General features: G+C 61.2%; 26 protein-coding genes. 18 read left to right on the top strand and 8 right to left on the bottom strand.

From position 1 onward, the window contains the following. Positions 1-291 precede the first annotated feature (291 nt). The 10 genes from EJ576_RS27880 to EJ576_RS27835 are packed head-to-tail and all read left to right on the top strand — an operon-like array spanning position 292 to position 10,324. The gene (locus EJ576_RS27880) at positions 292-885 is read left to right on the top strand and encodes a transposase (protein WP_122726335.1); all 594 of its coding nucleotides are present in this window, start codon (positions 292-294) and stop codon (positions 883-885) included. Positions 886-944: 59 nt separating this feature from the next. Further along, entirely contained in the window at positions 945-2,528 is a 1,584-nt protein-coding gene (locus EJ576_RS27875) for a ShlB/FhaC/HecB family hemolysin secretion/activation protein (RefSeq protein WP_122726337.1), read from the top strand. Between the two features lie 24 nt (positions 2,529-2,552). Next, positions 2,553-4,352, top strand: coding sequence for a DUF2341 domain-containing protein (locus EJ576_RS27870; RefSeq protein ID WP_126571619.1), 1,800 nt, complete (start codon positions 2,553-2,555; stop codon positions 4,350-4,352). 11 nt (positions 4,353-4,363) lie between these two features. After that, complete coding sequence (locus EJ576_RS27865) at positions 4,364-4,789, top strand: biopolymer transporter ExbD (RefSeq protein WP_016980095.1); 426 nt, start codon at positions 4,364-4,366, stop codon at positions 4,787-4,789. A 3-nt stretch (positions 4,790-4,792) separates the two neighbouring features. Then, entirely contained in the window at positions 4,793-5,497 is a 705-nt protein-coding gene (locus tag EJ576_RS27860; RefSeq protein ID WP_126571618.1) for an energy transducer TonB, read from the top strand. A gap of 41 nt (positions 5,498-5,538) precedes the next feature. After that, entirely contained in the window at positions 5,539-7,239 is a 1,701-nt protein-coding gene (locus tag EJ576_RS27855; protein WP_016980093.1) for a putative porin, read from the top strand. Positions 7,240-7,257: 18 nt separating this feature from the next. Beyond that, positions 7,258-7,884 carry a hypothetical protein gene (locus EJ576_RS27850; RefSeq protein ID WP_028619781.1) on the top strand — a complete coding sequence of 209 codons (627 nt, stop codon included), beginning with the start codon at positions 7,258-7,260 and terminating at the stop codon, positions 7,882-7,884. 20 nt (positions 7,885-7,904) lie between these two features. Continuing rightward, positions 7,905-8,357, top strand: a complete 453-nt coding sequence (locus tag EJ576_RS27845; protein WP_026000052.1) for a YbjN domain-containing protein — start codon at positions 7,905-7,907, stop codon at positions 8,355-8,357. Continuing rightward, on the top strand, positions 8,354-9,295 hold the full coding sequence (locus tag EJ576_RS27840; RefSeq protein ID WP_126571617.1) for a peptidylprolyl isomerase: 942 nt from the start codon (positions 8,354-8,356) through the stop codon (positions 9,293-9,295). Before EJ576_RS27845 ends, EJ576_RS27840 begins: the two co-directional genes overlap by 4 nt. Positions 9,296-9,346: 51 nt before the next feature. Further along, a complete protein-coding gene (locus tag EJ576_RS27835) occupies positions 9,347-10,324 on the top strand; it encodes a LysR family transcriptional regulator (RefSeq protein WP_126571616.1) in 978 nt (325 codons plus the stop codon). On the opposite strand, the gene EJ576_RS27830 is transcribed toward EJ576_RS27835, so the two are convergent. Then, positions 10,321-11,187 (bottom strand): LysR family transcriptional regulator, encoded by an 867-nt coding sequence (locus EJ576_RS27830; protein ID WP_126571615.1) that lies wholly within the window; start codon positions 11,185-11,187, stop codon positions 10,321-10,323. The genes EJ576_RS27835 and EJ576_RS27830 overlap by 4 nt on opposite strands. A gap of 93 nt (positions 11,188-11,280) precedes the next feature. Here EJ576_RS27830 and EJ576_RS27825 point away from each other — a divergent pair, with 93 nt between their 5' ends. From EJ576_RS27825 to EJ576_RS27810, 4 genes are read left to right on the top strand one after another with little or no spacing between them, the layout of a single operon-like run. Then, positions 11,281-11,823: a DUF4865 family protein gene (locus EJ576_RS27825; protein WP_126571614.1), complete on the top strand. Its 543-nt coding sequence runs from the start codon at positions 11,281-11,283 to the stop codon at positions 11,821-11,823. Positions 11,824-11,876: 53 nt separating this feature from the next. Beyond that, entirely contained in the window at positions 11,877-12,431 is a 555-nt protein-coding gene (locus EJ576_RS27820) for a histidine phosphatase family protein (protein ID WP_126571613.1), read from the top strand. A gap of 45 nt (positions 12,432-12,476) precedes the next feature. Further along, positions 12,477-13,232, top strand: coding sequence for a precorrin-6A synthase (deacetylating) (gene cobF / locus EJ576_RS27815; RefSeq protein WP_122726313.1), 756 nt, complete (start codon positions 12,477-12,479; stop codon positions 13,230-13,232). An 11-nt stretch (positions 13,233-13,243) separates the two neighbouring features. Then, entirely contained in the window at positions 13,244-13,963 is a 720-nt protein-coding gene (locus EJ576_RS27810) for an alpha/beta hydrolase (protein ID WP_126571612.1), read from the top strand. Positions 13,964-14,095: 132 nt separating this feature from the next. On the opposite strand, the gene EJ576_RS27805 is transcribed toward EJ576_RS27810, so the two are convergent. Together EJ576_RS27805 and EJ576_RS27800 are read right to left on the bottom strand one after the other, a co-directional pair. Beyond that, entirely contained in the window at positions 14,096-14,650 is a 555-nt protein-coding gene (locus EJ576_RS27805) for a hypothetical protein (RefSeq protein ID WP_033901600.1), read from the bottom strand. A 72-nt stretch (positions 14,651-14,722) separates the two neighbouring features. Beyond that, on the bottom strand, positions 14,723-16,531 hold the full coding sequence (locus EJ576_RS27800; protein ID WP_122726307.1) for a monovalent cation:proton antiporter-2 (CPA2) family protein: 1,809 nt from the start codon (positions 16,529-16,531) through the stop codon (positions 14,723-14,725). A gap of 243 nt (positions 16,532-16,774) precedes the next feature. On the opposite strand from EJ576_RS27800, the gene EJ576_RS27795 reads away from it, so the two are divergent. Genes EJ576_RS27795 through EJ576_RS27785 form a run of 3 tightly spaced genes read left to right on the top strand, consistent with a single transcriptional unit; the run spans position 16,775 to position 18,367 of the window. Then, positions 16,775-17,140, top strand: a complete 366-nt coding sequence (locus EJ576_RS27795) for a type II toxin-antitoxin system RelE/ParE family toxin (RefSeq protein ID WP_126571611.1) — start codon at positions 16,775-16,777, stop codon at positions 17,138-17,140. Next, positions 17,133-17,438 (top strand): XRE family transcriptional regulator, encoded by a 306-nt coding sequence (locus EJ576_RS27790; protein WP_028619792.1) that lies wholly within the window; start codon positions 17,133-17,135, stop codon positions 17,436-17,438. The genes EJ576_RS27795 and EJ576_RS27790 overlap by 8 nt, the downstream gene beginning before the upstream one ends. A gap of 32 nt (positions 17,439-17,470) precedes the next feature. Beyond that, a complete protein-coding gene (locus tag EJ576_RS27785; RefSeq protein ID WP_240037330.1) occupies positions 17,471-18,367 on the top strand; it encodes a LysR family transcriptional regulator in 897 nt (298 codons plus the stop codon). Here the strand turns inward: EJ576_RS27785 and EJ576_RS27780 are convergent. The 5 genes from EJ576_RS27780 to EJ576_RS27760 all read right to left on the bottom strand — a co-directional run bounded on the left by EJ576_RS27780 (position 18,357) and on the right by EJ576_RS27760 (position 23,572). Further along, positions 18,357-18,758, bottom strand: a complete 402-nt coding sequence (locus EJ576_RS27780; protein WP_126571610.1) for a RidA family protein — start codon at positions 18,756-18,758, stop codon at positions 18,357-18,359. The genes EJ576_RS27785 and EJ576_RS27780 overlap by 11 nt on opposite strands. 82 nt (positions 18,759-18,840) lie before the next feature. Next, positions 18,841-19,743: an EamA family transporter gene (locus EJ576_RS27775; RefSeq protein WP_126571609.1), complete on the bottom strand. Its 903-nt coding sequence runs from the start codon at positions 19,741-19,743 to the stop codon at positions 18,841-18,843. Positions 19,744-19,796: 53 nt separating this feature from the next. Next, positions 19,797-21,701, bottom strand: a complete 1,905-nt coding sequence (gene asnB / locus EJ576_RS27770) for an asparagine synthase (glutamine-hydrolyzing) (RefSeq protein WP_126571608.1) — start codon at positions 21,699-21,701, stop codon at positions 19,797-19,799. Positions 21,702-21,746: 45 nt separating this feature from the next. Further along, a complete protein-coding gene (locus tag EJ576_RS27765; RefSeq protein WP_122726299.1) occupies positions 21,747-22,706 on the bottom strand; it encodes a diiron oxygenase in 960 nt (319 codons plus the stop codon). A gap of 80 nt (positions 22,707-22,786) precedes the next feature. After that, the gene (locus EJ576_RS27760) at positions 22,787-23,572 is read right to left on the bottom strand and encodes a crotonase/enoyl-CoA hydratase family protein (protein WP_016977256.1); all 786 of its coding nucleotides are present in this window, start codon (positions 23,570-23,572) and stop codon (positions 22,787-22,789) included. A gap of 107 nt (positions 23,573-23,679) precedes the next feature. Here EJ576_RS27760 and EJ576_RS27755 point away from each other — a divergent pair, with 107 nt between their 5' ends. Then, positions 23,680-24,477, top strand: coding sequence for a helix-turn-helix domain-containing protein (locus tag EJ576_RS27755; RefSeq protein ID WP_028619798.1), 798 nt, complete (start codon positions 23,680-23,682; stop codon positions 24,475-24,477). Positions 24,478-24,516 lie beyond the last annotated feature (39 nt).

Here is a 24,516-nt window from a genome sequence, read left to right as displayed (position 1 = left end):
AGAACCACATCCCACATAGTTTCGTCATCCTGACAGAAGTTGTTGGGGGATTTTAAACCAAGACCTTGAAAGGCATGGCTGTAAGAGCGGAACCAATATCCGCCGTTACCGAAGAAATGGATATGTACACAACCAGAAATTGCCCCCCACCCAATCCAAAATGAAGCTTTCATGACAAAAGTTCGGTAGTCCCCGGCCACTCCCGTCTCCTCTGTGTAACGCGCTTGAGCCCACCAGAACGTTGGGCTTTTCAGCCGCAAGCAGGATGCCAGGAGTGGGGCGATGGGAACTATGGAACGTTACTCGAAAGTGGGCATGCAGGAGCTCGACCAGCGCCTGTCAAAGATCGTCGAAGCGGCGCGCAAGAAGCCGGTGTCGGTCTATCGCTACGGCGCACCCTGGGTCTGGATCGTCTCCCAGGACGACTGGCAAGGCGCTCGCAAGGAAGTGTCCAGCTACATCCCGGCAGGCCACTCCCTGGTGCTGCTGCGCCCACAGATCGACGAAGTGCTCGACCAGCATCGCGACTGGCTCACCGCCGAACCCGCGATGTCGATCGCCCCGCACACCGTGCTGCAGATCCTCCTGCTGCAACTGCTGTACTCGGTGCCCAGCGAACAACAGCTGCACGAACAGCTGAACTACAACCTGTTGTTCCGCTGGTTCGTCGGCCTGGACCTCAATCAAAAGGTCTGGAGCATTCACGTACTGACCCGCGACATCGCCACGCTGCTCAACAACCCGCGTGCGGTGCAACTCATCCAGAAAATCATCGGTGACGTGTTTTGTGGCGCCTTGCTGCACATGCCGGAGTTCTCGTTGAACTTCGCCCTGTTGCACACCTGGCTGGCACGCCACGGCAGCACCTCGATCACCAGCAATTGAGCCAGCCGCACGCCGGGCGTCCGGCGATGGCGCACAAAATCAGACAGTCAGGGGGCGGTGTGGAGCATCTGTTCAAATTAACGTTGGCGCTGTGTTGCGTGACGCTGGGGAGCTTGGCGCAACCGGTGTTGGCCGAGGAGGAAGAGGGCGCGCGCAAGGTCGACGTCAACGAGTACTTCGTGCGCGGCAATACGGTGCTGGATGCGGCGACGATCGAGGAGGCGGTGTATCCGTTCCTGGGGCCGCAGAAGACCTTGGGCGATATCGAAGGCGCGCGCGATGCGTTGCAGAAGATCTACCAGTCGCGTGGCTACCAGTCGGTGTTTGTCGAGTTGCCGGAGCAGAAGGTCGATGACGGTATCGTCTATCTGCAGGTCAGCGAGACCAAGGTCGGCCGGGTGCGCGTGGTCGGTGCCAAGCACTATTCACCAGTGGAAATCCGCGAGCAGGTGCCGGCCCTGGAGGAGGGCGCGGTGCCGGACTTCGCCACGGTGCAAACCCAGTTGGCGGGCCTCAATCGCGGCGCTGGACGCCAGGTCACGCCGTTGGTACGCGAGGGCCAACGCCCCGGCACCATGGATGTGGATTTGCAGGTGGAAGACCAGAACCCCTGGCACGCCAGTATCGGCCTGAACAACGACTACAGCGCCGACACCGAAAAACTGCGCTCGGTGGCGACCCTGGGGTACGACAACCTTTGGCAACTGGGCCACAGCATTTCCCTGACCTACTTCACCGCGCCCCAGGACACCGAGAATGCCAAGGTCTGGTCGGGCTCTTACAGCGCCCCGCTCAACGAGCGCTGGACCTTGCAGTTCTCCGGTTACCAGTCCGACAGCAACATCGCCACCATCGGCGGCAGCAACGTGCTGGGCAAAGGGCATTCCTACGGCGTGTCGGCCATCTACAACCTGCCGGCGGCGGGCAACTGGGCCAACTCGTTCTCGTTTGGCGTGGACTTCAAGGACTTCGACGAACAGATGAAGTTCGGTTCCAGCAGCGACCAGGTGCCCCTCAAATATGCGCCGTTCACCTTGGGCTACAACGGCTTTCGCTATACCGAACAATCGCAATTGGGCCTGGGCTTGAACCTGGTAGTGGGCACTCGCGCCTTCTTCGGCTACGGCAGCGATGCCGAAGAGTTCGAATACAAACGCTACAAGGCCAGCGCCAGTTTTGCCGTACTCAAGGGCGACCTGAATTACACCTACACCTTCGCCAACGACTGGCAGTCGGCAACCAAGGGCGGCTTCCAGCTGGCGTCGGGGCCGCTGGTGTCCAACGAGCAATATTCCGCGGGCGGTGCCACGTCGGTGCGCGGCTACCTGGCGGCGGAGCGTACCGGGGATGAGGGGTACTTGCTCTCCCAGGAACTGCGCACGCCGTCCCTGGCCAAGTTCCTCGGCAGTTATGTGCAGGAGTGGCGCTTCTACGCGTTCGCCGAAGGTGCGCGCATGCGCCTGCACGATCCGCTGCCCGAGCAAGAAGATGAATACAGCCTGGCCAGTGTCGGCCTGGGCACCCGCGCCAGTTTGAGCAAATGGTTGTCCGGCAGCCTGGATTGGGGCTACCCGCTGCTTGATGGACCGAACACCCAGAAACAGGACTCGCGACTGCACTTCAGTGTGCAGGCGACTTTCTGACTTTTTCTTCCGGAGACTTCACCCATGCAACGCCTATTCCTGAGCCTGTTGATCTGCCTGGGCTTCACGCTCCCGGCCACCGCCCATGCCTGGTGGCAGGACGACTGGCACTACCGCAAACAGATTTCGGTGGACACCACCGCCCAAGGCGCCGCGATCAACCAGGCCCTGGGCCGTACCGCGTTGCTGGTGCGCTTGCACACCGGCAACTTCACCTTTGACGGGGTCAAGGATGACGGCGCCGACCTGCGTTTTGTGAGCGCCGATGACAAAACCGTGTTCAACCACCAGATCGAGAGCTTCGACCCGTTGATGGGCATGGCACTGATCTGGGTCGATGTGCCCAAGGTCGAAGGCGGTCAGCGTCAGGACCTGTGGATGTACTACGGCAACCAGAAGGCCCCGGCCACCGCCAACGGCCAACTGACGTTCGACCCGAACTACACCGCGCTCTACCATTTTGACGGGGCCAACGGCACACCCGCCCGCGACACCACGGCCTACGCCAACACCGCGTTGAACGCCACCGGTGCGAGCATCGACGGTGTGATCGGCCGTGCCTTGCAGTTTGCCGGTCAACCGCTGATATTGCCGGCCAGCCCTTCGCTGCAACACGCTGCGGGTGGCGCGTTTACCTTCAGCGCCTGGCTGCGCCTGGACCAGGCCAGCGGTGAGCAAGTCGTTCTCGCCCGACGTGATGGTGCCCATAGCCTGCTGCTGGGGTTGAACCAAGGCATGCCGTTCGTGGAAATCGACGGCCAGCGCGCCGTGTCGAACCAACCGCTGAACCCCGGCCAGTGGCAGCACCTGGCGTTCACCGCCGAAGGTGACAAGGTCACGCTGTATGTGAATGGCCGCGAGACTGCCACCCTGGCTGTTGCCTTGCCCGCGTTCAACTCCCAACTAGCCATTGGTGCCGATCTGCCGGAAGCGGGCACCACGCACCTGCCATTCGCCGGGGCCATCGATGAGTTGCGCCTGTCCAAGGTGGCGCGTCCGGCGGCACTGTTGCTGGCCGATGCCAACGCCCAGGGCGCCGAGTCGAAACTGGTGGCCTATGGCGTGGATGAAGAACAGTCCGGCTTCGGTTTCGGCAGCCTGGGCTTCTTGCTCAACGCGGTGCCGGTGGATGCCTGGGTGATCATCCTGGTGCTGGTGGCGATGATGTTCCAGTCGTGGGTCATCATGCTGCGCAAGAACCGCCAGGTCAGCCGCGTGAGCAGCGCCAATGAAGTGTTCCGCGAGCATTTCGCGCAGATTGGCACGCGACTGGAGATGTACGCCGACGACGCCCAACTGGGTGAGCGCCTGGCCCATTCTTCGCTGTGGCGCCTGTACCTGGTGGCGGTCAAAGAGATCCGCACCCGGCGTGCCCAGGGCGCCGACACCTCGTCGGTCTCGGCCGCCACCATCGAAGCCATCCGCTGCTCGATGGACGGCGTGCGCACCCGCGAAAACCAGGCGCTCAGTTCCAAGCTCTCGACCTTGTCCAACGCCATCGCTGGCGGCCCCTACATCGGCCTGCTCGGCACGGTGCTGGGGATCATGGTGGTGTTCCTCGGCACGGCCATGGCCGGTGATGTGAACATCAACGCGATTGCCCCCGGTATGGCGGCGGCGTTGCTGGCCACGGCCATGGGCCTGTTTGTCGCGATCCCGGCGCTGTTTGGCTACAACCGCCTGATTACGCGCAACAAGGAAGTCAGCGCGGACATGCGTGTGTTTGTCGACGAGTTCATCACCCGCCTGGCGGAGATGCACGGCGAGAGCCAGCACAGTGAAGCCGCGCACCGTCGTGACCATCACGCCGCTGTTCCGGCCTGAGGAGATCTGCCATGGCTTCCGTAAATACCTCCCACGACGATGACGATGATGCCGCCGTCGACAGTATCAACATCACGCCCCTGGTGGACGTGCTGATGGTGGTGCTGGTGATGTTTATCCTCACCGCCACCGCTCAGGTCTCGGGCATCCAGATCCACTTGCCCAAGGCCAGCGCTTCGGTGTCGTTGTCGGAGGCCAAGACCAAGGCCATCTCCGTGAACGACGGTGGCCAGGTGTTTCTCGACGCTTACCCGGTGACCCTCGGCGAGCTGGAAGAACGCCTGCGCATCGAGAAAGCGCTGAACCCGGATTTCCCGGTGATCGTGCGTGGCGATGCGATGGTGCAGTACCAGAAGGTGATCGAAGTGCTCGACCTGCTGCGTCGGCTGGAACTGTCCCAGGTCGGGTTGGTTACCGGCAAACCGAGTCAGGGCTGAGACATGACCGCACAGATCCCGATCGCGCCCTTGCCCGTTAAGAAGAAGCCGCCGTTGCGCCCGTTGAAGTGGGGCGCCGGCCTGTTGCTGGGCGCCGTGGCGGCCTGGTTCTTGTGGCAGTGGGCCAATGACATGAGTGGCGTGCGCCGTGAAGCGCCGAAGGTGCCGACGATTATCCCACTGCCACCACCGCCACCGCCGCCGCCGGAAAAGCCCAAGGAGACTGAGCCCCAGGTCGAAGAAAAAATCCCGGAACCGGTGCCAAGCCCCGAACCCGAGGAGGTCAAGCCGGCCGAGGAAGCGCCGCCTTCGCCTAACGAAGACCTGGCCAACCCGATGCAGATCGACGGCGACGCACAGTCCGGCAACGACGGTTTCAACATCGGCGCCGGCAAGGGCGGCGGCATGGCCGGCAGTGGTGGCGGTGGGTTGGGAACGGGCACTTACAAGCAGTACCTGGCCGGCACTTATCAGCGACTGATGCGCGAAGACCCTGAACTGCGCAAGAAGGCGTTCTCGATACAGATAGACCTGTGGTTGGGCGCCGATGGCCAGGTCACCAAAGCGTTGGTGGCCAAGTCCAGCGGGGATGCCGAGACCGACGCGCAGATGCTCGCCTTGATCCAGGCACCGCGTGCCACACAGAAGCCGCCGGCGTCGCTGACGCTGCCCATGCGCCTGTCGCTCAAGGGCCGGCGTCCGGATTGAACAAACCCTTTTTTACGGTTTTTTACAGGAGTTGCGTACACATGATTTCCCCCGTGAATCGACTGACCCTGGCGGTCGGCATGGTCATCGCGACCCTGGTCGGCCAGGCGGCTGCAGCCCCGGTCGCACCTTCGGAAAACGTCACCATCAACCTGATCCGCCTATTGGTGCAGCAAGGCGTGCTGACCCAGGACACCGCCAACGGCCTGATCGCCCAGGCCGAAAAAGAGGCCCAGCAGGCCCGCCAGGCCAATGCCGCGCCGGTGGTGGCCGCAGGCCCGGCCGCAGCGCCGGGTGACGTGCGTGTGCAGTACGTGCCGCAGGCGGTGAAGGATCAGATCCGTGATCAGGTCAAGGCCGAGGTCATGGCCACCGCCAAGCAGGAAAACTGGGCCCAGCCCAATACCTTCCCGGATTGGGTCTCGCGTATCAGCTTTGATGGCGATATCCGCCTGCGGGACGAGTCGCGCTATTTTTCGGGCAATAACAGCAACGAGATCGTCGATTACGCCAAGCTCAATGAAAGCGGCCCGTACGACACCAACAAAGACACCAACACCAAGCTGCCGCCGCTGCTCAACACCACCAAGGACCGCGAAAACCTGTTCCGCCTGCGCGCGCGCCTGGGCATGAAAGCCGTGCTGTCACCGGACTGGACCGCCGGTATTCGCGTCGGCACCGGCTCCGACAACAACCCGGTGTCCACCACCCAGACCCTGGGCGGCGGCTTTGGCAAGAAAGACATCTGGCTCGATCAGGGCTACCTGAGCTGGAAGGCCACGCCGGACGTGACCCTCACTGCCGGGCGCTTCGCCAACCCGTTCTATTCCACTGACATGATGTATTCGGGCGACCTGAACTTCGACGGTATCGCCGCCAATTTCAACCATACGCTCAATAGCCAGTGGGGCCTGTTCGGCACCTTGGGTGCGTTTCCGGTGGAGTACACCTCTGACTCGGCCAGCAGCAACGGTTTCGACAAGGAAGACAGCGACACCAAGTGGCTGTTTGGTGGGCAGATCGGCGCCAACTGGAAGATCAACCGCGAAAACAGCCTGAAGGGCGCGCTGGCCTACTACCACTTTGACGATATCGAAGGTAAACGCTCCGGCGCTTGCCAGCCGTGGTCCGGCCAGCCGGCGTGTGACAGTGACGGCTCGCGCCTGGCCTTCATGCAAAAGGGCAACAGCGTGTTCCTGCTACGCGACATTACGCCGAATCCAGCCACCCCAGGCCTGACCCCGCAACCGCAGTTCGTCGGCCTGGCATCCAAGTTCGATGTGCTCGACCTGAACCTGGCCTGGGATGCCGAGCTGCCCAGCGATTTCAAGCTGCGCACCCAAGGCAACTTCATCCACAACCTGGCCTACGACAAGGGCGAGATGCTCAAGCGCAGCGAAGGCCAGATCGTCAACAACATCAACAGCAAGGGCCAGTTTGAAAGTGGCGGCAATGCGCTGATGGTGTCGTTCACCCTCGGCAGCGCGCTGGAAATGCGCAAACGCGGCGATTGGAACGTGCTGGCCGGCTACAAATACATCCAGCCTGACGCACTGCCTGACGGCTTCAACGATTCGTCGTTCCACCTGGGCGGCACTAACGCCAAGGGGTATTTCATTGGCGCCAACTACGGCATCGAAAAGAACATCTACGCCAGTGCGCGTTGGTTGAGCGCGTCCGAAGTGTATGGCGCGCCGTTCGAAGTCGATGTGATGCAACTGGAACTCAACACGCGCTTTTGATGCGCACGGAGATGCCACATGAACACGCGAATCTGCGGGCTATTGCTGCTGCTGGTCACCACCGGCGCGTCGGCTGAAGGCATGGAGGAGCGCCTGCGTACGCAACTGCGCAGCACCACCCAGCAATTGCAGGCCCTGCAAAGCGAACAGGCCCAGGCCAGCGCCGCAAGGATTGCCGCCGAAAACCAGGCCAAGCAGGCCCAGGCGCAAATCAAGCAGCTGACGACCGAACTCGCCCAGGTGCGTGGCGTGGCCGAGCAAATGGCCGGCCAGCAACAGAGCCTGCACAGTCAGGCTCAGGCCCAGGTGGCGGCCAGCAACGAGCAGATCGGCAAGTTCAAGAAGGCCTATGACGAACTGCTGGTGTTGGCCAAGGGCAAAGAGGCCGAGCGTGCACGCTTGCAGGCACAACTGAGCGAACGTGACACACAAGTGCAGCAATGTTCAGTCAAGAATCAACAGATGTACGGCGTGGCCCAGCAGTTGCTCGCGGCCTACGAAAAAATCGACGTGGCCGAGGTGATGAGTATTCGCCAGCCCTTCGCCAGCAGCGCGCGGGTCAAGTTCGAGGAACTGGCCCAGGGCTTTGGCGACGATTTGTACAAGAGCCGTTTCGATGCGCCCCAGGCAACCGCCAATCATTGATCGACAGGGAAGAAATCACCATGAACGAATTGATCTCCAGCGTCACTACCCAGAGCCTCACCGAACTGCTGCAGGAAGCCGGCTACCGCGTCAACCAGACCGAACAGAACGGCGTCGTGCAATTGCTCAGCGCCAGCCAGGGCATCGGTTTTGCCGTGCGTTTCGGCAACCCGGCGGCGGAGCAGGGCAGCTATGTGGATTTCACCTATAGCTGTGCGCTGCGCATCCAGGGCGAATTGCCTGAAGGCCTGGCGCAGGTGTGGAACGCGTCGCGACGCTTTGCGCGGTTGTCGGTGCAGGGCGAGTTTTTGTTGATGGAAATGGACGTGGTGGTGGCGGGTGTCGGCGCCACGCACCTGCGCAGTCAGCTGGAGTTGTGGGATCGCCTGTTACAGGAATTTATCGTTTATCTGCGTGAATACAGCCAGCAGGCCGCGCAGTTGCAGGCTGAAGCCGAGGCGCCGGTATTGTGAAGAAACCAACCTTGATGGTCGGCGCGGGTGCGTTGGTCTTGCTGGTGGTGGCGGTGGGCTTGAGCCTGCGGCCGGGCAGTGACCCGGTGGCGGCGCAGCAACCGGCGCCGCTGATCAATCCTGTATCGGCCGGGCCGGCGGTGGCCCGCCTGGGCAATCAGCAGATCGACCTGACGGAACTGAAAACCGTGCTGGCCAGCCTGCCTGCCGAGTCCCGTGAGCAGTTGCGCGGTAACCGTGGCGCGTTGGAAACCTGGATTCGTTCACGCTTGGCGCAAAAGGCGGTGCTCGAACAGGCCGACGCCCAGGGCTGGCGCCAGCGCCCGGACGTGGAACAGCAGACCCGCGCCGCCGTCGAGCAGATCGTGTTTCGCGACTATATGCTCTCGGTCAGCCAGGTGCCGGCCGATTACCCCAGCGCGGCGGAGTTGCAGCAGGCCTACGACAGTGGCAAGGCGCAATGGGTGACGCCGCCATTGTACCGGGTGAGCCAGATTTTCCTGGCGACCAATGACCCGCAAACCGTCGACAACGTGCGCCGCCAGGCCCAGGAACTGAGCCGTCGTGCCCAGGCCGCGCCAGGTGATTTCGCGGCCCTGGCCACGCAGTTTTCCCAGGACACCGACTCCGCCGCGCGCGGCGGTGACTCGGGCATGCAACCCCTGCAACAACTGGTGCCGGAAGTGCGCAATGCCGTGTCGCGCCTCAAGGTCGGCGCCGTGTCGGACGTGGTGCAGAGCGCGGCGGGGTTTCATGTGCTCAAACTCACCGGCCAGCAACCGGCGCGTACTGCGACCCTCGACGAACTGCGCGAGCGCCTGACCCAGGCCCTGCGTGTCCAGCGTCAGGAGCAGATCGCCAAGGCGTACCTCGAAGGCACGCTCAACACCGCAACCCTGAGTATCGACGGTGCCGAGCTGAACAAGGTGCTGGAGTAACCCGCGTCAACCCGCATTGGATGCACAGACCGACAAGACAGGGAGTCTCCCATGGCATTTCTAGAACCGTCCGCCCCCCAGGGACCGTCCTCTTATCGCGCCGCCACCGAGGGACGCAGCAGCTGGCTGGCCCTGGCCCATGAGATCGACCCGGAGGTTGCGCGCTACTTTCTGGTGAGCGCGCGCTGCGGTTGCTTCATGCAGGCGGCGCGCAGCTTGAATATCAAGGCGACGCTGTTGCGCAAGCGCCTGGCGCAGTTGGAAGAACATTTACGGCATTCGCTGTTCACCTACCAGGGCAATGGCCTGGTGCTCAGTCGCGATGGCCAGCAGTTGCAGGCCCAATTGATTGCCCTGGCCCATGAACGGCGCTTGCCGGTCACGGAGCAGCCGTTGATTCGGCTGGCAGTGGCCGAACCGATCCTGCACGACATCCTTGGCCGCGACCTGATCGCTTTGTTGCGCCGCAATGCCAGCGTGCGCCTGGAGATCATCTCCATCGACAGCCAGTTGTCGCTGCAAGCGGTGGATGTGGATGTGGTGCTGTGGCTGTCGGACACCGATGGCCCCGTACCTGGTCCGAGCTTTGCCATCGAGCCGCCACAGGCCCTGGCGCGCCTACATTACTTGCCCCATATCGCCAAGCGTTATTCGCGGTTGACCACACGCCCGGACAGTGTCGAAGACCTCGACGACTACATGCTGGTGCAATGGCAGCCTGATGCGCAGGTGGGCGCGTTGCAGGCGTGGAACCGAGTGGTGCAGCAGCGCTTGGCGGCGGTGGTGCAGGTGCATGCGTATTCGCTGATGTTGGAGATGATTCGTTGCGGTGCGTGCATTGGGTTGCTGCCACATTACATGAGCAGTTTTGACCGGGGCCTGGTGGCGTTGCCGGGGTTGTTGGCCGAGAGCATGCAGCGCCAGGTGTGGCTGGCGGTGAATGCGCAGGTGGCGGATGTGGAGGCGGTGCGGATGATTGTGGAGTTGATCATCGGCACCTTTGAAGGCCGACGCGAATGGTTTGATTAGCGTTGCAGCACGCCGCGAAAGGTCGCGCTCAAGGCACGCAGTGTTTCCCGTGAGCGCACATCGGTGATGCGGCTGTGAAGTACCACCTCACTCACGGGCAAGGCGGGCAACCGGTATTGCTCACTCACTTCCACCGCACCTGCCGGCGCAACGCGATGGGCGAGGGCGGCGACGCCCAATCCGGCGCTGACGGCGGCGCCCACGGCCATGACACCGCCGCCAACGAACACTTCGGTCCAGTCGATGCGTGCCTCATCCAGTGCGCGTGTGGCCAAGTGGCGAACGCCGCAGGGCGCGGCCATTGTGGCCATGCGCAGGGGCGTGCCGGGACTGTGTTGCCAGGTGGGGGCGGCGAACCAGCCGAAGCGTTCCACCGCCAGCACGTCGCCATCCTGGCGGTCGCCCTCGTTGCGCACGATCACGGCGTCAAGTTCGCTGCGGTCGAAGGCGGCGACCAGGTCGCGGGAGGAGGCGATGCGCACTTCAAGGATCACCAACGGATCGTAAGCGGCCAGGCGATTGAGCCAGGTCGGCAAGTCGGGGCCGGCCACGTGATCACTGATGCCGATCACCAGGCGTCGCGGCGCGTGGCTGTTCATATCGCCCAAGGCGCGTTCATGGGCATTGAGCAGGGCGCGGGCCGCGACGATGAATTGTTCGCCTTGGGGCGACAACCGCACATGGCGTGGCGTGCGCTCTAGCAGGCGATAGCCGAGGCGCTCTTCCAGGCGTTTGAGTTTGAGGCTGATCGCCGCCTGGGAGGTGTCGAGGGCTTCGGCGGCGCGAGTGAAGCTGGCGAAATCGGCCACCAGCACGAAGGCCTGGACGGTATCGATATCCAGCGGTTTGGGGGCGTCAGTCATATTGGATCCTTATCGCACATATATCGGTTGATATCTTGTTGAAATCATCGTCGCTGCGCAAGCTGAACACTCAACTTGCCCAGGAGTTTGTCCATGTTTGCCAAACAGTATTCACATCGCTTGCCTGCCGACTACGACATGGGCGTGATCCGCCGACGCGCCGCGCAATTGGGGCCGTTGTGGGATAACGCCGAGGGGTTGCTGTTCAAGGCGTTTATCGCCCAGGAGCGCGGGGGTAATGTGTATTCGTCGGTTTACCTCTGGGCCGACCCGCTGCAGGCGGCTGACTTCCTGCTGGGCGCGCGCTTTCAGAAGGTGCTCGACAGCTTTGGCCGCCCACATATCGAGAGCTGGTTGCCGTTGGACCTGCAACGTGGCCCGGCACAGGGCGCGTTGAGTTTGTATCGCGAGGAGTGGGCATTGGCGCCAGGGGCGAACCGCGCCGCGATCTTGGCCGAGGAGAAACAGCGTAATCAGCAGGTGGCCGAGCGCAGTGACACGTTCGCAGTGTTCCTCGCGTTGGATGTGCAAGCGTGGCGGTTGGTGCGGTTTACGCTGTCCGCCAAGGCGCTGGACGCCGAATATCCTGGCGCGGGTTACGAGGTGCTTTATCTGGCACAAGGCGTTGCGCCCTAGCGAGAACTGCGCCAGTCTTGGTGGCCTCATCCTTGTCGTTGAAGCACTCTGTGATGCCGGCCACTCGTTTGACACTTATCTGCCATGCCGTGACTCTCCAGCAAAAAAAGGGGCGCTTTCCCGATGACGAGTCCGTTGCGATGGATTGGCGAAATGCGGGTTTGTCCCTTGCCGGCCGCTACAAGAAAAACCTGCGCTTATTGTGCGGTCCCGAGGCGCGTACCCGACAGACAGCAGGTATGTTCGGCAGGCATCCCCAAGTCGAAAAAGCCTTGCGCGATGCTGACTTTGGTCGGTGGAAGGGCAAGGACATCGACGCGATAGATCGCAACGAGTTGATGGATTGGCTTGGTAACAGCGCCAGTGCCTCGCATGGCGGCGAATCCGTGGACCAAGTCTGCGCACGAGTAGGCCGTTGGATGAAATCCCTCGAAACCCAACCCGGCCATGTCGTGGCCATCACCCATCCCTTCGTGATCCGTGCGGCAATGCTGTACGTCATGGAATTTCCGATCTCGATGTTCTACCTGATCGACGTCGAACCGTTGTCCGCCACTGAGCTGCGCTTCAACGACGTCTGGCGACTGCGCCTGGAAACTCACGCCTAGCCGCCCGAACATGGCAAAATCCACGCCCCGCAATGAGAGCAACCCATGAAACGCATCCTGATCATCGGCATTGGCGCCGGCAACCCTGACTACATCACGATGCAGGCCGTGAAGGCGCTCAACCGCACCGACGTGTTTTTCCTGATGGACAAGGGCCAGAGCAAAGACAAGTTGATCGACCTGCGTCGCGAGATCTGCGAGACCTACATCACCGAGCCTGGCTACCGTTTCGTCGAGGCCAGTTGCCCCGAGCGGGTGCGCGGCGAGATCGACTACACCACCGCCGTGCAGGACCTCAACCGCGACAAGCAGCAGACCTTCGAACGCATGATCAACGAAGAAATGGCTGACGGTGAAGTGGGCGCGTTCCTCGCCTGGGGCGACCCTGCGCTGTACGACAGCACCATCCGCATCTTGCAGGCGATTCTTGCCAGTGGCCGCAGTGAGTTCGAGTTCGAAGTGATCCCGGGCATCACCAGTGTGCAAGCCTTGGCTGCCCAGCACAAAGTGCCGCTGAACCGTATTGGCAAGTCCGTTGAGATCACTACCGGGCGCCGTTTGGCGGCGGGGCAGGCGAGTGATGCCGACACGTTGGTCGTAATGCTCGACGCCGAAGACTCCTACCGCAGCGTGGCGGACCAGGACTTGGAGATCTATTGGGGCGCCTACCTGGGCACGCCGGATGAGCTACTGATCAGCGGCAAAGTCAGCGAAGTCGCAGAAGAAATCGAACGGGTGCGCAAGGCGGCGCGCCTGGAAAATGGCTGGATCATGGACACTTATCTTTTACGCAAACCTTGAGGTAACGTCCCATGCTCAAACTGTTTGCCCTGGCACTTACCCTCGTGGCCGGCACCGCCCATGCCGACGACACGCTGCACACCGATTTGCCGCTGTCGTATCTGGAACAAACCCAGGGCGACGCGCGCAACCAGCCGCTGGTGATTTTCCTGCACGGGTTTGGCAGTAACGAGGAGGACTTGTTCGGCATCAAGGACGCGCTGCCCTCTACCTGGACGTACCTGTCGGCTCGTGCACCTATGCCGGTGGACCCGCACGGCTATCGCTGGTTTACCAAAACGCCCGGCAACGGCGATTACGATGGCGAGACGGCGGACCTGCAACGCAGCGCCCAGTTGATCGAAGACTTTGTCGGCAAAGCCACCGCCAAATATCACACCCAGCCGGATCGGGTGTTCCTGGTGGGTTTCAGCCAGGGGGCGATCATGTCCTATGAGGTGGGCCTGCGCCGGCCGGAACTGCTGCGCGGCATTGCGGCGTTGAGCGGCAGCGTGCTGCCGGTGCTCAAGGCTGAACTGAAGCCGGATGCATCATTGGGCAAATTGGCGATTTTTATCGGCCATGGCACCTTGGACCAGGCACTGCCCTATGTGTCGGGGACGCGGGCGAATGAGGTGTTGACGGGGTTGGGGTTGAAGCCGGAGTTTCATGGGTATCCAGGCATGCCGCATACCATCAGCGAGGCGGAAGTGCAGGACCTGAAAGCCTGGCTGGAAAAAAGCCTGAACTGAACGCGGTCAAAATAGGTGGGAGCCGGCTTGCCTGCGATAGCGATTGATCAGTCGACAACCCTATTGACTGATGCACCGCTATCGCAGGCAAGACAGCTCCCACATTAGAGTTGAGTTGCTTGGGAGATCAGGTTATTTGCCGCCGGTAATCTGCTTTACCAACGCCGCATGCCCCTTGGCATCATCCGCCCGCGAAATCGCCTGGATCACCAGCAGGTGATTACCCGAACCACCGAGGAACGTGGAGTTCAGCGTTTTACCGCCGCCTTGGGTGGCGGTGCTGTCCACCTGGCGCAGGCCGAGGCCTTTGAACGTCAGTTTCTTCTCGCTCTGTTTCTTGAAGTCAGGCAGTGCTGCGCTCTGGTCCTTGACGAACCCGGCCACGGCGCCGTCCAGGAATTGCGCGTCGTTGTCGCCGATGGTTACTCCATCGTTACGCACGGTTTCGGCGACGATCACCACACTTTTGGTGGTCTGGTTGGCATACATCGTACCCTGGGTGTCAGCGGTGCCATCCTCGGCCTTGCCAGCCGGCAGGGTGTCGGCGGCGTAGGCTTTGGGCAGGTTGAAGGTGAACTTGCCACCCAAGGTGGAGATGGTTTGCGTGGTCGGCTTGGACGCGGCGAATGCGCTGCCGGCAGTCAATGCGAGGGCCAGCAGGACGGCAGTCTTGGTGAAAGTGGCCATGAAGCGCTCCAGGGGTGAACGAAATTGCGCCGTATTCTGTCAGAATTTTCGCAAAATCGTTCATCCATAGACTCACACCTTGTCGGACTCTTCCTCGAGTCGGTCCATCTCAAACAGCCGCGCCAGTTCTGCCCGGGCTTCCTGGGCGGTTTGCATCACTTTGGCGGCGTCGTCGTACACCGCATGTTGCGCGGCCAGCACTTGCAGGTCGTGGTTCTTGAAGCGGGTGATGCGCGCGTCGGCCTGGGCCTGGCTCAAACCCAGGCCTACCAATGTGCGGCGGCTCATTTCCAGGCTGGAGTAGAAGGTCTCGCGAATCGGTGACGCGTCCAGGTCCACCAGGCGGTGCACGTGTTGGCGGTTACGTGCGCGGGCGATGATCTTCATGTGCGGGTAGAGGTTGCGCACCAGTTCGGCGGTCTTGATGTTGATCTCCGGGTCGTCCATGGCGATCACGAAGAACTCCGCCTGGTCGACTTTGGCTGCATGCAGAATCTCGGGGCGTTGCGGGTCGCCGTAGAACACCGGCATGCCGCCGAAGCTGCGGGTCAGCTCGATGGTTTCCACTGAGGTGTCCAGGGCAATGAACGAGATGTTTTGCGCGCGCAGGATCCGCGCGACGATCTGGCCCATACGGCCCATGCCGGCGATGACCACGCGGGGCGCGTCGCTTTCGATGGTGCGGTATTCCTCGGGCACTTCCACCGGCTTGACCTTGGGCTTGAACAGCTTTGGGCACACCAGCAACAGCAGCGGCGTAACAGCCATGGAGAGGGTGATGGTCAGGACCAGGATGTCGTACAGGTGCGGTTCGAACAGACCTTGATCACGGCCGATCTTGAATACCACGAAGGCGAATTCGCCACCTGCCGCCAGCACCACGCCCAGGCGCAGGGCGCTTTCGCGATTGAGGTCGCCCACCAGCCGGCCCACAGCGTAGAGCAAAGGCAGCTTCAAGCCGATCAGCAGCAGCGTCAGGCCAATCACCACCAGCGGCGAGCTGAGCAACAGGCTGAGGTTGGCACCCATGCCCACGCTGATAAAGAACAGGCCCAGCAGCAGGCCCTTGAACGGTTCGATCTGGGATTCCAGTTCGTGGCGGTATTCCGAGTCCGCCAGCAGCAGGCCGGCGAGGAAGGCGCCGAGGGCCATGGACACGCCCACCAGTTCCATCAACCAGGCCGTGCCAATCACCACCAGCAGTGCGGTGGCGGTGGACACTTCGCGCAGCCCGGTCTTGGCGACGATGCGGAACACCGGCCGCAACAGGTAGCGTCCGCCGATGATCACCACCGCGATGCTGCCGAGAATTTGCAAAACATGCTGCAGGCCCTGGGCTTCGGTGGTCGGGTGATCGCTGCCGGCCAGCAGCGGCACCATGGCGATCAGCGGGATCGCGGCGATGTCCTGAAACAGCAGAATCGCAAAGGCCAGGCGGCCGTGGGGCTGGTTCAGCTCCTTGCGCTCGGCCAGGCTTTGCAGGCCAAACGCGGTGGACGACAGCGCCAGGCCCAGACCGAGCACGATCGCACTGTTCCACGACTGGCCAAACAGCCACAACGCCACCACGCCCATCACCAGGCCCGTCAGCAGCACCTGCGCCAGACCGACGCCGAACACCGCCTTGCGCATCACCCACAACCGCTTGGGCGACAGTTCGAGACCGATGATGAACAACAGCAACACCACGCCCAGCTCGGAAAATTGCGCGACGCTTTGCGGATTGCCCACCAAACCCAGCACCGACGGGCCGATAATCACACCAGCGAACAGATAGCCCAGTACCGCGCCCAGTTGCAGGCGTTTGGCCAGGGGCACGGTCAGCACGGCGGCGAGCAGGAACACCACAGCTGCTTGTAACAGGTTGCCTTCATGGGGCATTGCGAACTCCAGGATCTCTAAAACCAATCAACAGGGGGGTATTAGAGCGCTTTTTACATTTCGAAAATTGTGTTTTTGCTGCGTATAGGTGCGATAGCGCACCGTTTTTATAAGGTGCTGAGTGCTCTGGTCTCCTATCCGAAGGATGTCCAAACAATTTCCCGGCGCCCACGGGTGGAAGCCCTGACACTTCATCCTCTAGTTTTAGGCTCTTGAGTTTATATTCCTTGGGTGGCATATTTCATGAGCTGGGACGTTGAATACACGGATGAATTCGGAGACTGGTGGGATGACCTGGGAACAAAGGAACAGGTTTCCGTTTCCGCCAGCGTTGATTTACTGGGGCTTTTCGGGCCGGGACTGGGCTTTCCCCACAGCAGCGATATCAAGGGATCCCGGCATGGCAACCTGCGGGAGCTGCGCATACAGCACGCAGGGCGGCCATTTCGAGTGTTGTATGCCTTTGATCCACGACGATGCGCGGTGTTGCTGATCGGTGGTGACAAGACAGGACGGCATCGATGGTATGAGGAACACGTCCCGTTGGCTGAAAAGCTGTATGACGTGCATTTGGACACATTGCGTAAAGAGGGCCGTAAACATGCCTAAGAAATTCGCTGAACTGCAAGCGCGCATGACGCCGCAATCCCGTGCCGAAGCCAAGCTGTTGTTTCAGCAGCATCTGCAGGAAATGCCACTGCATGAGCTGCGCAAAGCCCAGCAGTTAAGCCAGGCAAGCCTGGCTAAAGCACTGAACATCAACCAGGCGGCCGTCTCCAAGATGGAGCGGCGCACCGACATGTACATCAGCACATTGCGCGACTATATCCGCGCGATGGGCGGCGAGTTGGAGATTATTGCCACGTTTCCCGATGGTCAGGTCAAGATCGACAATTTCGCCTGCTGAAAGCGGTTGCAGCTATCCAGAAGGTCATCCTTGTGAACCAACTTCTCGCCATGCGTGCCTTTGTTCGCGTCGTCGAAACCAGCTCATTCAGTCGTGCATCCGACCAGTTGGCGCTGCCGCGCTCCACCGTGAGCAAGCTGATCACCGACCTTGAGAAGCACCTCGGCATCAAGCTGATGCACCGCACCACACGGGCTCTGGCGCCAACGTCCGAGGGGTTGGAGTATTACCAGCATGCCCGGCGCCTGGTCGCAGAGTTGGACGAAGTGGATAGTGCCATCCGCGGGCAAGTCCTCAAGCCCGGCGGGCATCTGCGGGTGGATGCGCCTGCGTCGTTTGCCAATTGCCTGCTGATTCCGGCGCTGGTGGATTTTCATCGCGAGTATCCCGATATCACCATTGCCTTGGGTATCAGTGATCGTTCGGTGAACATTGTGGGGGAAGGGGTGGACTGCGTGATCCGCGCCGGCAAGCTGGATGACATGGCGATGATCGGGCGTAAGGTGACCGACCTGGAGTATTTGACCTGTGCGGCCCCTGATTACCTGGAGCGCCGAGGTGTGCCGCTTTCCCCGGAGGATCTGGCGCTCAACCATCTCAAGGCTGGCTATTTTTTTGCCGGATCCGGTAAGGCGGAGCCACTGATTTTCGAGCAGGGTGACAGGCGCATCGAAGTGGGCGATTGCGCCTATTCCACCAATGAAGGCAACGGCCTCAAGGAAATGCTGCTCGCCGGACTGGGCGTCGGGCAGCATTTCAAGGCCATCGTTCAGTACTACGTGGACAACGGCCAATTGGTCAGTGTGCTGCCACAGTGGTCGCGTCCAGCCACGCCGCTGCACATACTCTACCCACCCAATCGTCACCAGAGCGCGCGGCTCAAGGTGTTTGTCGAATGGGTGATCCGCAGGTTCGGGGTCAGGGAATAATCGCGGTCACGCGGATTTCCACGCGCATGGTCGGCAGGCCCAGGGCCTCGACGCCGACTTGCGTCCAGATCGGCGCATGGTGGGGCATGTACTGGCGGTAGTGTTTGACCATCGCTTCGTTGACTTCGGGCGGGAAACCACCGACGTGGTAGGAGTTGACGTGAATCACGTGCTCCCAACTGGCGCCGGCAGTAGCAAGGGTGCGTTCCAGGTTGTGGAACGCCTGGGCGATCTCGTCGGCCAGGGCGGCCGGGATCTTGAACTCATCGTCCCAGCCCCCTTGGCCTGAGGTTTCCACGCGATTGCCGATTTTTACCGCCTGCGAGTAATGCAGGTGCTCGCGCATGTAATCGCCGTAGCCGGGAGTGACAAAAAATTCAGGCGTGCTCATGGTATTTCCTTCGGTTCAGTACAGGACTGGACCCAAGCTAAAGCACTCAATACACGAACAAAATACCGAATTTATGCCATGACTATCTATCCATGTGGACAATTGGCTGCGGTTCCACGGGCGCGAGGTTGGCTGGCCTGCGATACAGGCCTACAGCCAGTCCGACGATGATGATCCCGATCGAGATCAGGTTCGGCGTGGAAATGCGCTCATCCAGAATCAGCATCGAACTGGTGATACCGAACACCGGAATCAGCAACGACAGCGGCGCCACGGTGGATACCGGGTACAGCTTGAGCAACGAGTTCCAGCCCCAGTAGGCAAAGTGCGTGGCCAGGTACACTTGGAACAGGATCGACAAAACCGCCGTCAGGTCGAGGCTGGCCTGCAAACCTTCGAACGCGGCGCTGCCGTGCATCAACCAGGCCGTGAGGAACAGTGGGATCGGCGGGATCAGGCTGGCCCACACCATGAACGAGAAGATCTCCTTCACCCCGGATTTCTTGATGATCACGTTGCCCACGCTCCAGGCCACCGCGCTGAGCACGATCAGCATGACGCCCAGCACCGCGTGGTTACCTTCCTGGGTGGAGATGATTCCCGTCAGGCCGATCAAGGCCAGCACGGCGCCGAGCATCTGCGCGCCACGGATCTTTTCCTTAAACAGCAAAAAGCCCCAGCCCATGGTGAAGAACACGCTGAGTTGAATGATCAATGAGGCAATACCGGGGCTCACGCCCACCTGGATGCCATAGTTGATCACGCCCCACATGCCAAGCCCGAAGATGAAGCCATAGGCCGCCACGTAGCTGAACTTGACGGCGGGACGCTTGATAAAGAATACCAGCGGCAGGGCGGCAAGGGCGAAGCGGATACCCGTGAGTACAAACGGGTCGATGGCGCGCAGGCCGAGTTTGGTGATGGGGAAGTTGACGCCCCATACCAGGGTGACGAGTACGGCAAGAGACAGATGTTTTTTCAGCATGGACCCTCCTTGGGTCAGGCGGCACACCGCGATCGCGAGGTGCCGCCGGGAAGTCAGTTCAAGGCGAAGCGTTTTTGCATCAGGCACAGCCCGGCGATTTCCATCAGCAGGTTGTCTGCCGAAGCGCGTTGGGCGGTGGACAAGCTTGGCAGGGTTGCCAGCAAGGCGCGTACTTTACGCGGGTCGAAGAACGGTACGTTACTCAATGCCGGGCCGCTCAACACGTCGTTGATCATTTCATACAGCTTCGATTGCGGGCTTTCGGATGCCGGCGGGGCGCGGAAGTACTGCTTCTTGCGGTCCAGCACAGCCTGGGGCACGTAAGGGCGCATGGCTTCGCGCAACGCGTATTTCTCGGTGGCGCCGCGCACTTTCATGTTCACTGGCAGGCGGCACGCGGCCTCAATCACTTGGTGATCGAGCAGCGGTGGTCGACCTTCCAGGCTGCCGGCCATTTCCATGCGGTCGCCCAGGGAGGTGAACACCACGTTGGGCAGGCTGGACTTGGCCACCATATACAGCGAACGGTTGACCGGCTCCCAGCCGTTGAGCGCCCGTGGGCTCAGGCGATCGTAGAACTCGCGATAGGCATCGGTATTGCTGAAACGCTCACGGAAGTCATCGCTGTACAACTGCGCCAGGGGGCCGAACAGCGCCGACTGAGTTTGCAGCCAGGACACGCCATGGCCCAGTTCGTCCTGCACCCATTTCACATCATTTTTGCCGCCGGGCAGGTAGCGATCTTCGCTGGCATGCAGGCGTCGGCTGAGTTCGGCGATCGCCGTCGGGTCCTGGTTTTCGTGGTTGTACAACACCATGTCGCGACGATAGTGCGGGTAGCCGCCGAAGACTTCGTCGGCACCTTCACCAGTGAGTACGGCGCGCATGCCCTGGTTCTGCACATATTTGCACAGCAGGTACTTGGCCACGCTGTGAGCGTTGGCGAAGGGCATTTCGGCGTGCCACAGGGCATTTTCGAAGTTGTCCGCCATGTCGGAGGAGTTCACCGACAGCACATTGAGGTGGGCACGGTTATGCCGTGCGGCCACTTCGGCGTACTGGCGTTCGTCGTAGGCCTGCTCGCCTTCGAACGACAAGTGAAACGCCTGCAATGGCTGGCCGGTCAGCTCGGTGGCGATGCCGAGCATGGCCGACGAGTCGAGACCGCCACTCAGGCACACACCGACCGGTACATCGGCATGCAGGCGCAGGCGTACGGACTCTTCGATGGTGTTGCGCAGGGACTCGATCATCTCGGCTTCACTGCGCTGTTCGGTGGCTTGGGCATCCGGGAAGTCCCAGTCCCAGTACTGTTCGGTTTGCAGGCCGCTTTCATCGGCGATGATCCAGCAACCTGGTTTCACGCTGCGAATATTGTTGAACACAGTCCGGTCGCGCAGGATGAAACCGCGGTTGGCGTAGGCTTCGTGGTCCCACTGCGCGGGTACACCGGCTGCTAGCAAGGCTTTGATTTCGGAGGCGAAGTACCAGGCACCTTCATGCTCGGTGTAGTACAGCGGCTTGACGCCCACCCGGTCACGCACGGCAAACAGCTTTTTGCGCAGCCGATCGAAGATCAGGATGGTGAACTCGCCGCGCAGTTGCTTGAGGCCGCGTACGCCATGGCGGCGGTACAGGTGCATGGCGATTTCGCTGTCGGACGAGGTCTTGAAGCGGCAACCATCGCTCTCCAGTTCGGCGCGGATGCGTTGATAGTCATAGAACTCGCCGTTGACCATCATCACCAAGTCGCCTTCGTCGGCCACGATAGGCTGGGTGCCGTTACCCAGGCCGACCAGTCCCAGGCGCACATAGCCAAAGGCGGCCTGGCCTTGGGGGTCGAACCATTGGCTGGAGCTGTCCGGGCCGCGATGATGGATTGCACGCAGGGCGGCATCGAACATGTTCGGGTTGAACGCACGAGGTTGTTTGGCAAAGACGCCAATGTATCCACACATGACAATTACTCTATTGAATTTGTATTGATCAGCAGCACGCTGGTTTCAAACGGTGGTGACCGGTTCGCTCATCGCTGGCAGCTCAGGCAGCACCGCGTCGGGGTGTATGCCAATGGAGCTGAGGATCTCGGGCATGGCCGAGTAGTCCGCTTCGCCGGTCTCGGTAAATTGAGTCGGTAGTAGCAGCGATTGGTCGCCGAACACTTCGAGCAGTTGCGGCAGGATGATTCGCCACGCCGAAATCTCGCGCATCGGGAAGATCCGGATGGAGTTGGCGATGCCGCGGGTGAACAAGGCGGTTTGCTGCGCGGTGAAGTCTCCAACCACCTGCTGCACGAACAGCGGGAAGATGTGCTTGTGCACCAGCTCGTCTTTTTTGTGCAGGGCCACCACATGGCGAAACACCGGTTGGATCTCCGGCGCGTCGCTGAGGTCGGCCAGGTAGTCGCTGATAAACGTTTCCGAGACCAGCGAGAAGGCTAGGCGGTAGATCTTGAAATCCGCTTCGGACAAGGTGGCCTGGGCCTGGTTCAGGTGGCGGGTCAGTTCCAGCTCCGGCCATTTGATGCGCATGCCACGCTGGGTAATTGCCAGTTCACACATGTTGATCGAAAACAGAGTGTGATAAGCCTCATCCGCCAGGGTTTCGGAAATCGTCGCGGCGCTGGCGGAGCTCAGGCGCGGGCCCAACTGCAGCAGGTCGATGCAGGATGGGCAGATGATTTCGGTTTCGATGGCGATGGTTTTCTGGTTGTAGATCACCCAGCCGGCCGACAGGATCAGCAGTTTCAGGGCGTGGGGGTAGTGCTGGTAATGCGGATCATGGGCGAAAGGTAACAGGGCCTCGAGAAAGTCCGGCGCCTGCAGGTCAAGCTGGATATCCGGGCGCTGGGAATCGAGCTTGATCTGTGCGCGTTTGTGCCAGCTGCGTTCGATTTTGATCAATCGTTCATCGGTCGCGTCATTGCTGCGATAAAGATCGTCTTGAGTGCTGTGCTGAAACATGGTTTCACCGGGTTGATAGTGAGTTGTGAAGGCCATCCATGGTTTGCCGAGGTGCGCTCGGCAACGTTCACGACCGGGAGTTACACCGCTGGCGCGGTCTGGATCTTGTCCTTCTTGCGATCCAGGAAGTCCGCCAGGCGATCCTGTGTGCGGATGTCCGAAGACACCACGGCAGCAATCAAGGCTTCCGTCATCAGGCCGTCCTGCTGGCTTTGATCGACAATGCGCGGCAGCACGTGGGTTACCGCGTAGTTGGTCATGGGCAGGTTGCCGGCGATCTTGTGCGCCAACTCGGTGGCCTTGAGTACCGCCTGGCCGACCGGCACCAGGTACTGGGCTACGCCGCGCTCATAGCTTTCCTTGGCGTAGAGCGTGCGGCCGGTGAGCATCATGTCGGTCATCAGGGCGATGCCGGCGATGCGTGGGAAGCGCACCGAGGCGCCGACGCCTACATACAGGCCACGCATGGCCTCGGGCAGCGAGAAGAAGGCGCTGTCATCCACCACGCGCAGGCTGCAGGCCGTGGCGATTTCCAGGCCACCACCGATGGCGGCACCGGTAATGGCGGCGACGACGGGCACCTTGCCGAACTGGATCAGTTCAAAGGTTTTGTGCCATTCGCGGAAGGCCTGGACGTTGTCGATGACCGATTGGTCGCGGATCTCCGACAAGTCCAGCCCCGTGCAGAAATGCTGGCTGGTGCTGTAGAGCACGGCGGCACCAATGCCTTCAGGCATATTGGTGAAGGTATCGCGCAGTTCGTGCATGACTTCCAGAGACATGGCGTTTCGCTTCTGCGGGCGGTTGAGACCCACCATCAGAACGGCGCCGTCTACTCGTACGTCCAAGTAGTTTTTGACACTCATTTTCCGAATATCCCTTCGAGATGAACCCAACTTGGGGAGCGACGATTCTAGGTGGCAGAGTAGTGGCCCGCTTGCTATGTCAGGTCATACTTTGACAAAATCGGGCCATGCCGCCGACCTTCACTTATTCCCCGTACGAACCCGACAGCCCCGAAGCGGTGGTGACGCTGCGCGAGTACCCGTCCGGCACGGTGTTTCCACGGCATACCCATCGCCGTGGGCAGTTCGCTTATGCGTCCACCGGTGCGCTGAAAATGTTCACTGACCTTGGTAACTGGGTCGTACCGCCGCAGCGCGCGATCTGGGTGCCAGGCGGCGTCTCCCATGAGATGCACATGCGCGGTGATGTGGTGATGCTCAATACTTACCTGGACGACGACGCGGCCCGGCGCGCAGGGTTGCAGGACTATTGCCAGGTATTTGGCGTCTCGCCGCTGTTGCGCCATCTCCTGGAAGCGGCGCTGGCGATTGGGCCATCGGCCTCGCCCAGTGTTCGCGATCGCTGCGTGCTGACGCTGTTGATCGATGAAATCGGCGCCATGCCCGAGTTGCCCCTCAGTGCGCCGTTGCCCTCCGAAGCACGTCTGGCCCGTTCTTGTCAGCGCTTTCTCGAAGCCCCGACGCAGAAGATCTCCATCTGCGAGATGGCCGACTGGTCGAGCATGAGCCGACGCACCTTCACTCGTAACTTCCGTGAATGCACGGGCATGACCTTTGTGTCCTGGCGCCAGCAGGTTTGCCTGTTGGAGGCGACGGCGCGGCTCAGTCATGGCTCGTCCATCACCGATGTGGCGTTCGAGTTGGGGTTCAGCAGTTCCAGCGCGTTCACTTCGGTATTCCGCCGCAATCTGGGCGATTCACCGGCGCGTTACCTGGCCAAGTCCAAGGCCGCCTCTCTGTTCTGAAAGGACGAAGAGGCCAATGCAGTGCCTTTTCCCCCAGCG

It is taken from the genome of Pseudomonas sp. C 49-2 (assembly GCF_003970195.1).
Lineage (GTDB): Bacteria > Pseudomonadota > Gammaproteobacteria > Pseudomonadales > Pseudomonadaceae > Aquipseudomonas > Aquipseudomonas canadensis.
The sequence above is the reverse complement of the archived record's forward strand: the minus strand, read 5'-3'. Positions and strand labels throughout refer to the sequence as shown.

Coding starts and splice junctions, on each gene's coding strand:
- EJ576_RS27880 (WP_122726335.1), top strand. CDS start 292: ATGGAACGTTACTCGAAAGTGGGCATGCAGGAGCTCGACCAGCGCCTG.
- EJ576_RS27870 (WP_126571619.1), top strand. CDS start 2,553: ATGCAACGCCTATTCCTGAGCCTGTTGATCTGCCTGGGCTTCACGCTC.
- EJ576_RS27865 (WP_016980095.1), top strand. CDS start 4,364: ATGGCTTCCGTAAATACCTCCCACGACGATGACGATGATGCCGCCGTC.
- EJ576_RS27860 (WP_126571618.1), top strand. CDS start 4,793: ATGACCGCACAGATCCCGATCGCGCCCTTGCCCGTTAAGAAGAAGCCG.
- EJ576_RS27855 (WP_016980093.1), top strand. CDS start 5,539: ATGATTTCCCCCGTGAATCGACTGACCCTGGCGGTCGGCATGGTCATC.
- EJ576_RS27850 (WP_028619781.1), top strand. CDS start 7,258: ATGAACACGCGAATCTGCGGGCTATTGCTGCTGCTGGTCACCACCGGC.
- EJ576_RS27845 (WP_026000052.1), top strand. CDS start 7,905: ATGAACGAATTGATCTCCAGCGTCACTACCCAGAGCCTCACCGAACTG.
- EJ576_RS27835 (WP_126571616.1), top strand. CDS start 9,347: ATGGCATTTCTAGAACCGTCCGCCCCCCAGGGACCGTCCTCTTATCGC.
- EJ576_RS27830 (WP_126571615.1), bottom strand. CDS start 11,187: ATGACTGACGCCCCCAAACCGCTGGATATCGATACCGTCCAGGCCTTC.
- EJ576_RS27825 (WP_126571614.1), top strand. CDS start 11,281: ATGTTTGCCAAACAGTATTCACATCGCTTGCCTGCCGACTACGACATG.
- EJ576_RS27820 (WP_126571613.1), top strand. CDS start 11,877: ATGCCGGCCACTCGTTTGACACTTATCTGCCATGCCGTGACTCTCCAG.
- cobF (WP_122726313.1), top strand. CDS start 12,477: ATGAAACGCATCCTGATCATCGGCATTGGCGCCGGCAACCCTGACTAC.
- EJ576_RS27810 (WP_126571612.1), top strand. CDS start 13,244: ATGCTCAAACTGTTTGCCCTGGCACTTACCCTCGTGGCCGGCACCGCC.
- EJ576_RS27805 (WP_033901600.1), bottom strand. CDS start 14,650: ATGGCCACTTTCACCAAGACTGCCGTCCTGCTGGCCCTCGCATTGACT.
- EJ576_RS27800 (WP_122726307.1), bottom strand. CDS start 16,531: ATGCCCCATGAAGGCAACCTGTTACAAGCAGCTGTGGTGTTCCTGCTC.
- EJ576_RS27795 (WP_126571611.1), top strand. CDS start 16,775: ATGAGCTGGGACGTTGAATACACGGATGAATTCGGAGACTGGTGGGAT.
- EJ576_RS27790 (WP_028619792.1), top strand. CDS start 17,133: ATGCCTAAGAAATTCGCTGAACTGCAAGCGCGCATGACGCCGCAATCC.
- EJ576_RS27780 (WP_126571610.1), bottom strand. CDS start 18,758: ATGAGCACGCCTGAATTTTTTGTCACTCCCGGCTACGGCGATTACATG.
- EJ576_RS27775 (WP_126571609.1), bottom strand. CDS start 19,743: ATGCTGAAAAAACATCTGTCTCTTGCCGTACTCGTCACCCTGGTATGG.
- asnB (WP_126571608.1), bottom strand. CDS start 21,701: ATGTGTGGATACATTGGCGTCTTTGCCAAACAACCTCGTGCGTTCAAC.
- EJ576_RS27765 (WP_122726299.1), bottom strand. CDS start 22,706: ATGTTTCAGCACAGCACTCAAGACGATCTTTATCGCAGCAATGACGCG.
- EJ576_RS27760 (WP_016977256.1), bottom strand. CDS start 23,572: ATGAGTGTCAAAAACTACTTGGACGTACGAGTAGACGGCGCCGTTCTG.
- EJ576_RS27755 (WP_028619798.1), top strand. CDS start 23,680: ATGCCGCCGACCTTCACTTATTCCCCGTACGAACCCGACAGCCCCGAA.